This is a genomic window from uncultured Gimesia sp. (genome assembly GCF_937910335.1).
Classification (GTDB): domain Bacteria; phylum Planctomycetota; class Planctomycetia; order Planctomycetales; family Planctomycetaceae; genus Gimesia.
This window is the reverse complement of the sequence record NZ_CALEMX010000456.1, coordinates 1-8,757: the sequence shown is the minus strand read 5'-3', so window position 1 is coordinate 8,757 and position 8,757 is coordinate 1. Positions and strand designations below refer to the sequence as shown.

The window sequence follows — 8,757 nt, the reverse complement described above, 5'->3', positions numbered from 1 at the left end:
AGATATATTGGCTTGCTTCTACGAATTGAACTTCGCCTAAATCAAAATTGTTTTTTGCGCGGTTTCGATGCCATTTACGGTATTCTACTTCAGGTTCAGACCAGCGTTTGCTGATTGCGAGTACGAAGCCTTTTCCCCAGCCGCCCAGGTCGTTGCAGGCATGGGCAATGATCTTGTTTCCTTTTGCCTGTGGCTGTGTGGCATCACCTTTCAGGTAAGTGATTTCGGTCATGGTGCTACTTTTGATCGCAGATTGTACTGGGCAGAGGTTGCTGGTTTCCGGCACGCAGACAGCAGAGCTGCAAGTAACATCAGGCATGTGGTGGTATAGAGGCGATATCCGTTCATCGTCTTCTCTTTTGAGTGATGGGCATTTGCTGGAGTATGTCGCTTGAAGAGCGTGTGCTCAATAGATTAGTTTTCGTTGGCCGGATCGAATTGTCCCCAGTATTTTTGTATTGCTTCAGCAGCATCATCGTAGTCTTGTACCATATAATTCAGAAATCGATAGACGGCTACTGATTGTTTTTGATTGAGAAGATGAAAACGTTCCATGCCGTACCGCTTTAAATTGGGATGATTCACTGAGAGATTAAGCGTGAAAGTTGTGGTATCTGCTGATAACGAATCTTTGATACGGAAATATCGTAGAGTCCAGACCATGTAAGCGGCGATATAATATTTCCAGCTTTGGGGGTCAACAAAGTTAAGAACTGTTGTTTCTTGTTCGATGTGCTCGTCTGGGATCTCTTCCCATCGACTTTCCGTATCCAGACTTCGTGCTTTTTCGGCCTCTTTCTCTGAACCGTAGTAATCGATGACATCGGCTTCGTGCAGGGTGACTTTTCCACGGGGAACACCACGAAATGCATCTTGAATTTCTTTGATAATAACTTCTCTTTCTTCATCCGGCTGACGCCAGGATTCATCATCTAGCTCCCAGTTGTCTATTTTCCAGTCGTCAGGGGTGAGATTGTTTTTTGAGAAAAATGCGTAGGCACGATCAATCCAGTTTAATACTTTCCAATTTGAACCCTTTGCTCCTTTTTGAAATAATTCAACAATTTGTATTACTGAGATCGATTTACCGTTGGTAGTTACACTCAAGTTGATGAGTCGATACAGGCAATCGACAAAGAAATCACTTTGCGGGCAGGGTTCACTGGCCAGTGATAAGATCAGGTTTGCATTTTCTCGGCAGGCAACGGTTGTCTTCCAGTTTTGATCTGGCCATTCTGCGTTCGGATCGTTTGCCCAGTCACGGATTTGCTGGTGAGTGGGGTTCGTGTCGTCTGCATGTTCAGGACCCATCATTGTTTTCTCAGCATTTATTGAATCATTGTAAGGTGTACTCGTCTTATTATGGATTGAATGTAGGAAATGTGCAATTTATTAATTGTTTTCAAATTTGTTCGCCGAGGAAGATGGGTTCTTTTTCGTAGCCGGTCATGACCTGGTAGTAGTGTGATGCAGGTTGCAGGAGCATGTAGACGTGGGGTTGTTCGTGCTGGTCGTGGATGATGGTGCCTTTGATGCCTTCTCTGATTTGAAACCAGACACCGCGTTCCAGGCCGAAGTTCGCTTGAATTTCTACCGGTTCGGGATGATAGATCGACCAGGCTCCTGATTCGAGGGTTGCGAGATCACACCACTGGGCGAGTGGGGCATTGCTGTTTCTCTGGCGATTACCCCAGGGGAGGATGCGCAGTTCTCCCTGATAAAAGACAGGGAGCAACGGGCGTCGATGACGCTGCATGAACAGGATTTCTTTTTCTGCTGTTTCCGAACGCTGGATCATGCGTTCTTCCAGTTGATGCTTTTGGATCAGTTTTGCAGGTACGTCCCGCCAGGCAATGGTAATTCCGGTACACATTAGAAACACATTTTTCCTGAAACGTCACAGATATCGTAGTTATGTGTCGCATCATGATAAATTTCATGCAGCGGCAGTGTTTCGGCACTGCGGATTGCAAACCGGCCCATTTTTTGATTGATATTGTGTTTGAGTTGATCGAGGGGGCTTTGTGCCTCTTCGAAAAATAGCGATCTTTGTATTTTGTCTCGCCACGTCAGGTTTTCGGCAATGATGTGCATGTGGCTGACCGGGTGAGTTGTGGGTGCTGCTTCGAGCATGGGAATGACGGCATCGTAGATCATGCGAAATGAGGCAGAGGGTACGATTAGAGGAGTGCGGCCTAACCAGAGTGCTGTTTTGTTTGCGTCGATTTGTAAGCTGATATGTCTGGCATAGACGCGATGATGGTCGAGGGCTTCGATGAGTCGTTCGATATTTCTGACGGCCCAGGCGCGAATGCGAGCGGGGTCTGTTGTCTTGCCGCCACAAGAACCGCCGCGGGCAATGGCTTTGTGAGGGGGACGAGTTGTCTGAATCGGATTGACGGCGTCTCCTTGCAGTTCCCACCAGAGGGCTTCGCCTTTGATGGTGAGCAGATTACGAATCATCAACCGATCTGCTTTGCAAAAATCCCAGCAGGTGTGGATATTTCTGTCGTGCAGTTTTTTTGCACTCTTGCCGCCGACCCCACATAGTTCGCCGACCGGTTGTGAACGTAGAAAGGGTTCGCACTTCTTTTCAATCACGCGCACGCCGAACGGCTTGGAAGCATCGCTGCCCAGCTTGGCGAGTGTGCGTGACGGAGCGATGCCGATGGAGACGGGGACGCCGACCTGTTCCTGAGCCAGCGTCTGTAGTGCGCGGGTGGCTTCATATAAGGGGAGGTGAAAGTAACGCTGGAGTTCGGAGGCATCGAAGAACATTTCATCGATGCTGTAGTATTCGACCTGTGGACTGACGGTTTTGAGGAGGTCCAGGAGCTGTCTGGAAATCACTTCATACCAGTGAAAATCTCGTTTCACAAAGACCGCATGCGGGCAGAGTTTTTTTGCTTCCCAGATGGGATGTCCGGTTTTCACGCCATAGGATTTGAGTTCGTAGCTCTTGGCGATGACGCAGGCGCCCTGGTTTCCCAGTACGCCACACGGAACTCCGCGCAAGCTGTAAGATCTTATTCTTTCACAGCTTACATAGAAGCAGTCTGAGTCAATATGTCCGATTAAACTAGTGCCCATGCGGGCAGAGTATCATGATTTTTGTATGATACCAGTGAACAGTATTTGGTTTTTGGGGAGACTGTGAGTTGGCGGGTTCTGGGGTTGGATCTATGAGTGTGGGGGCTGTTTCGCTTAACTTTTGTCTGTTTGGAACGAGTCTGCGGAGGCCCGATCCCAGGACTTTTTGTAAACCGGGTAGGGACAATCGCCGAGGAGATCGCCGGGTTTCAGGAAATCAAAGGCTTCATGATAAGAGAGAACTTCGGTGCGTTTGGATCTCAAGTAGATATGCCAGGGACGTAATTGGTCGGGGTGATCCAGACCGGCTGCTGCAATTACTTCGGTGAGCGCGTTCATCGTATTGTGGTGAAAATTAAAAGTACGTTCGCTTTTGTCTTCCACATTCAGTGCCTGCTGGCGTCGAGGATCCTGAGTGGCGACACCTACGGGACATTTATTTGTGTGGCATTCCTGGGCTTGAATACAGCCGACCGCCATCATGAATCCGCGTGCGGCATTGCACCAGTCCGCGCCGATGGCCAGAGTTCGAGCCAGCGTGAATGCCGAACTGACTTTTCCTGCAGCAGCGACTTTGATTTTGTCTCTTAAATTACAGCCGACGAGTGCATTATGCACAAAGATCAGCCCCGTTTTCAAGGGCATGCCCATATTGTCGGAAAACTCCAAAGGGGCGGCTCCTGTGCCTCCTTCGCCTCCATCGACGGTAATGAAATCGGGCAGAATTCCTGTCTGTAACATGGCTTTACAAATGCTGAGAAATTCACTGGGATGTCCGAGGCACAGTTTGAATCCGACCGGTTTGCCTCCTGATAACTCACGCAGTTGTGCGATGAATTCACATAAGCCAATGGGTGTATTAAAGGTTGTATGGCCGGGAGGGGAAATGCAGTCTTCGCCCATTAGAATTTTTCTAGTGGCTGCGATTTCTGCCGTTATTTTGGAAGCCGGCAAGACGCCTCCATGACCGGGTTTGGCTCCTTGTGAGATTTTGATTTCGATCATTTTGATGGCTGGTTGGCTGGCCTGTTCCTGAAACAGGTCAGGGTTGAAAGTTCCGTCATTATTTCGACAACCAAAATAACCGGTGCCGATTTGCCAGACGAGATCGCCGCCATTTTTCAGGTGATAAGGGCTTACGCCTCCTTCACCGGTGCAATGGTAGAAGTTTCCTTTCTTTGCTCCGGCGTTCAGAGAGAGGAGTGCATTCGGGCTGAGTGCTCCAAAGCTCATGGCTGAGATGTTGAAGACAGAACAGGAGTAGGGTTGTTTGCAATCAGGGCCGCCGACTGTTACGCGGAACAAATCTTTCGATTTGGGGCGGGGTGCCAGTGAATGATTGAGCCATTCATATTCTTCACCATAAACATCGAGTTCCGTGCCGAAGGGTTTCAGGCCGTCAATATTTTTCGCACGTTCATAAATCAGTGAGCGTGCATCATTATTGAAAGGGCGACCGTCAATGTTGCTTTCCACAAAATATTGACGGATCTCCGGCCGAATGGATTCAAAAAAGAAACGGAGGTGCGCCATGATGGGGTAGTTGCGGGTGATGCTATGGCGTGTTTGTACTAGATCCCATGATCCCAGCAGCGCCAAGGGGATGGAAATCAGCAGCGGCCAATAAAAATGATGGCTGACTGTGAGACCCAGAATGAGACATATCAGAGTGAGAACGATTGTGAGAATGTAAACCAGATATCGCATTGAGTTTACCAATCAGGAACAGTGTTATCAGGGACAGTGATAAAAAGTGATAATAAATCGATAGAACGACGTACAGATCGAGCGACTTACTGAGTTGGATTTTTGGGGATGTCCTCATCTGGAGTGACCCCGCGGGTTAAGAGGAAATCGACAATCAGGTTCAGTTCAACAGATGACATGGAACTGGCAAACGCAGGCATATTGTGACCGCCGTTATTAATACGGATGATGATATCATCGCGTGTTAGCAGTTTTCCTATTTCGGTCAGTTCCGGCCCACGATGACCTCCATAACCACCAATATCATGGCAGTATAAGCAACCTTTGATATGCATCAGTTTGGCCCCTTCTGCAAGAGGGCCATGATCGGTGCCTACGATTGAGGCGGGTAAAAACTTCACGCCGAAGTCAGGCGACCAGGGTTTTTTGTATCCATAGATGGTGAGTACAATAAACGCCATTGAGATAAAGATAACCGCGCCTCCGGCCCAAGGGCGTTTGGAGGGAGCGCGATGTCCTTTATTTGAGATGAGTGGTAGAAAGAATAAAACTACGAAACCGATGACGGGCACTCCTAGAATGACCCAGGTTTCCAGTTGGGGAGGCAGTAGTGAGAGTACTGCGAAATACCACAAGAAGTACCAGTCCGGCAGGGGATTTGCATTGATACTGCTGGGGTTGGGCGGTGGATCCAGGGCAGGAGGCCCCAGGAAAATGGAGCAGGCCATGATCACGCCGACGATGAGAGTCGAAAAGAGGACGTCGCGCCACATGGCGACAGGCCAGAAGGGAACGCCTGTTTTTTTAATTCGTTTTTCGTACGCTTCTTTATAAGTATTAGGATCGACGGGTTCTTTGACATCTGGCATTTCGGAAATACCATGTCGGAAAATTAATAACATGTGTAAGCCGATACCTGCAAATATCAGCGCAGGCATGATGAAAACATGCATGGCGAAGAAGCGTGTGATTGTGGAACCGCCGACGGTTTCACCGCCTAGAATAAAATGTGCGAGCGTTGGTCCTATAATAGGAGTTCTGCCTGCCATTTCCGCGGCAACTGTGACTGACCAGACGCCATTGGCATCCCAGCGTAATAATTGACCGGTAAACGCCATGCCGAGTACTACGAAGAGCAGAACGACGCCACTCATCCAGTTCATTTCTCGCGGATATTTATATGTGGCATGCATAAAGACCTGGACCATATGAATGACGGCCAGCATGACCATCGCAGAGGCGCCGTAGTAATGCATGCCGCGTACGAGGCTTCCCAGTGGTGCAATATCGGTAATGTATTTTAAACTTTGGTAGGTGTCTTCGCCGCCCGGAACGTATGACATGGCGAGGCTGATTCCAGTGACAACCTGCACGATGAACGCGCAAAGCGTCGCGCTTCCGAAGATATACCACCAGCGTGCATTGCTGGGGACAAGGTGTACCATTAGAGGAACAATATAATCGGTAAAACCGATTCGATTGTCGATCCAGTTCCAGGTTCGAGTTATGAAGTTATTACTCATTCAGCCGGCTACTCGCTATTTCTCAAAAGTAGTTTCATGTTAGCGTCGTTAATGTCAGCGGAGTTGGTATTGTTTGTATTTCAACCATGTCTTTATTGATACGAACACTGAGTCTCTCCAGGGGTTCAGGAGGCGGTCCTGCCGCCACGGTTCCATCTTCGTAATAAACACCGCCGTGACAGGGGCACATAAACAGTTTTGGATCATCGACCCATCTGACAGGGCATCCTAAATGGCGGCAATTGATTGAAAAAGCGATAAACTCTGTTTCACTCGCGCGGCGAATCCAGGCACCCGCTTTTGCAGTGACACCGGCCCAGGCGACGGGAGAGGGATCTTCATATTGGACCAGTACAAAGCCGCCGACTTTGAAATCTTCGAGTTTGCCTACTGTTCTCCATTTTGCTTTCGGTTTTTTGAAAACGGGTGCGAGTATAAATCCGATCGCGGGCAGTGTAATTACGAAGCCGATGACTGCCGACAATGCAATGGAAAGGCGGGTCAGAAATGTCCTGCGCTGCTGACAACAAGGTTGATTTGCGGGTGATGTGGTTTGTTCGTTATTCAATTTGATTCACTCCATGAATTGCGAATCTCATTCATCCATGACCAGAGTGCGCCGACGATCACAGCTACTCCAATCAGGGACATGCTCCAATGTGTCAAGATTCCCCAAAGCATGAATGTAATACCCATCGCGAGTGCTGCTGGTGAATAAGTGGGTTCTAATTCTTGCTCAATATCTTGTTCCGTTTGTTGAGTCGGCAATTCTGGTTCTGTATTTTCTGGCTCAGGAGATTCTTGTGTGTCCGCATGATTCATGAGCGTGCCTCCCGTAGAGCGTTTGTTGCTCCCGTTGATTGCGGTGTTAGTTGTCCCATTTCAGAATACCACCGCCTGAGTACGACCATGATTGCGCAGACATAAAGTGAGCAAGGGGGGACCCACATTAAAAGCCCGCCCAATCTTTGATCGAGGGCGGGTGTCATTCCCTGGTCATACAGCAGATGCATAATTCCCAGTCGATCAACGGGGTTAGCAAATGCGGGACAGATTGAAATGACAGTGAATGTAATATAGATACCTAACAGTGTGCATCCCAGGCAGGCTGAGAAGAGGTAAATCATTGCGAGAGGTGAAGGAAGATGAAAGCGTTTTACAGGTGAAAAAATGGGCCACCAAAAGACGAGACCTGCCAGCAAAAAAGTGGCATCGCGAAAGATGCCTAAGCTATAACTTTCCGTAGATGCATTGCAAAACGAGGGGATATGCCAAAACCACATTACTCCCAGGCCACTTAGCCAGCCTAAAAAAGGAACTGCCAAAACATGTCCCATTCGATTCATGAAGGGGTGGCTAAAGATTGCTTCTGTTGACGACTTTGAAAGACTCAGCAATAAGAAGAGGGGGACGACGAGTAACAATAAGAGGTGTTGAACGACGTGCGCGCTAAACAGGTAACCATCGGACAAGACACCAATGGGAGATACATATGCCATTGCCAGCGCGAACATGGTGACCACAAATAAGAGGCTACGTTTGCTCAGTGTTCCGCGTTGAACGATAAAGAAAATCAGGGTCAGTGACAGAACCAGTAACCAGACTGGAGAAGCCCATTTCCATAATCCGCTTGTCAGATCGAAATACGAACTCATTGCAGAAGTCCTAGATAAATAATTCCAAAAACAGCAAGCCAGACAATATCAACGAAGTGCCAGTAGATGCCGACTGCGCCAAACACGTGTGATTTTTTGGAAGTCAGATTTCCTTTCACTCCCATAATCAGCATGATGAGCAGCGCGATGACTCCTGCAGTGACGTGAATTCCGTGGAATCCGGTGATGGTAAAAAATGTTGCTGTAAACAAATCGGTGTTGATTGTCACGTTATCTGTCAACAAACCGGCATATTCCCAAACCTGTCCCGCGAGGAAGATTGTTCCGAATAGGATTGTGATACCCAGATAGAAAATAAACATGGACCGTTTGCCGGCTTTCAAAAATCGTTCGGCAAGCCAGAACGTCACGCTGCTGGAGATCAGAAACAGACTGAAAATACCGGTCCGTTCTACATCCAGTACGGTAGACGTCACCTCGCCACCCCGATGGCGTGTGTTAAATACGACGAACGCGACCAGTAACAACAGAAAGAAGACCGCTTCCGAAGCAATAAACGCCCATGCGGCAAGTTTTGGTAAATTGAATCGTTTGCCATTGTCGGGAGGTGTTTGTGCCGATTTCCAGTCTGCATGTTCCGGATGGTTTTGATCCCAAACCGGCCGACGGCTTTTGATTTCGGGAAGAGTATCAAAGTTTTCCGGGGGTGGCGGAGAAGTCGTCGCCCATTCCAGTGTGAATGCATCCCAGGGGTTATCGCCGGCAATTTTACCATTGCGTAAACTGGTCCAGATATTCCAAAGAAATACCAGTGTGCCGAC

At 48.5% G+C, this 8,757-nt stretch carries 9 protein-coding genes and 1 pseudogene; all 10 read right to left on the bottom strand.

What is annotated here, in order from left to right; genetic code table 11:
* A pseudogene (locus Q0668_RS18140) lies at positions 1-232 on the bottom strand (Appr-1-p processing protein); the annotation flags it as partial.
* Between the two features lie 182 nt (positions 233-414).
* Positions 415-1,314 carry a DUF6714 family protein gene (locus Q0668_RS18135; RefSeq protein WP_298867208.1) on the bottom strand — a complete coding sequence of 300 codons (900 nt, stop codon included), beginning with the start codon at positions 1,312-1,314 and terminating at the stop codon, positions 415-417.
* Positions 1,315-1,402: 88 nt separating this feature from the next.
* Positions 1,403-1,873, bottom strand: a complete 471-nt coding sequence (locus Q0668_RS18130; RefSeq protein ID WP_298867206.1) for a hypothetical protein — start codon at positions 1,871-1,873, stop codon at positions 1,403-1,405.
* Entirely contained in the window at positions 1,873-3,090 is a 1,218-nt protein-coding gene (locus tag Q0668_RS18125; RefSeq protein WP_298867204.1) for a hypothetical protein, read from the bottom strand. Before Q0668_RS18125 ends, Q0668_RS18130 begins: the two co-directional genes overlap by 1 nt.
* A 114-nt stretch (positions 3,091-3,204) precedes the next feature.
* Positions 3,205-4,797 carry an FMN-binding glutamate synthase family protein gene (locus tag Q0668_RS18120; RefSeq protein WP_298867202.1) on the bottom strand — a complete coding sequence of 531 codons (1,593 nt, stop codon included), beginning with the start codon at positions 4,795-4,797 and terminating at the stop codon, positions 3,205-3,207.
* Between the two features lie 86 nt (positions 4,798-4,883).
* Positions 4,884-6,320: a cytochrome b N-terminal domain-containing protein gene (locus tag Q0668_RS18115; RefSeq protein WP_298867200.1), complete on the bottom strand. Its 1,437-nt coding sequence runs from the start codon at positions 6,318-6,320 to the stop codon at positions 4,884-4,886.
* A gap of 34 nt (positions 6,321-6,354) precedes the next feature.
* Positions 6,355-6,888, bottom strand: coding sequence for a ubiquinol-cytochrome c reductase iron-sulfur subunit (locus Q0668_RS18110; RefSeq protein ID WP_298867198.1), 534 nt, complete (start codon positions 6,886-6,888; stop codon positions 6,355-6,357).
* Positions 6,885-7,142 (bottom strand): hypothetical protein, encoded by a 258-nt coding sequence (locus Q0668_RS18105; protein WP_298867197.1) that lies wholly within the window; start codon positions 7,140-7,142, stop codon positions 6,885-6,887. The genes Q0668_RS18110 and Q0668_RS18105 overlap by 4 nt, the downstream gene beginning before the upstream one ends.
* The gene (locus Q0668_RS18100) at positions 7,139-7,975 is read right to left on the bottom strand and encodes a cytochrome c oxidase assembly protein (protein WP_298867195.1); all 837 of its coding nucleotides are present in this window, start codon (positions 7,973-7,975) and stop codon (positions 7,139-7,141) included. Before Q0668_RS18100 ends, Q0668_RS18105 begins: the two co-directional genes overlap by 4 nt.
* Positions 7,972-8,757: cytochrome c oxidase subunit 3 (locus Q0668_RS18095; RefSeq protein ID WP_298867194.1), on the bottom strand; the 786-nt coding region annotated here is incomplete at its 5' end. The genes Q0668_RS18095 and Q0668_RS18100, both read right to left, overlap by 4 nt.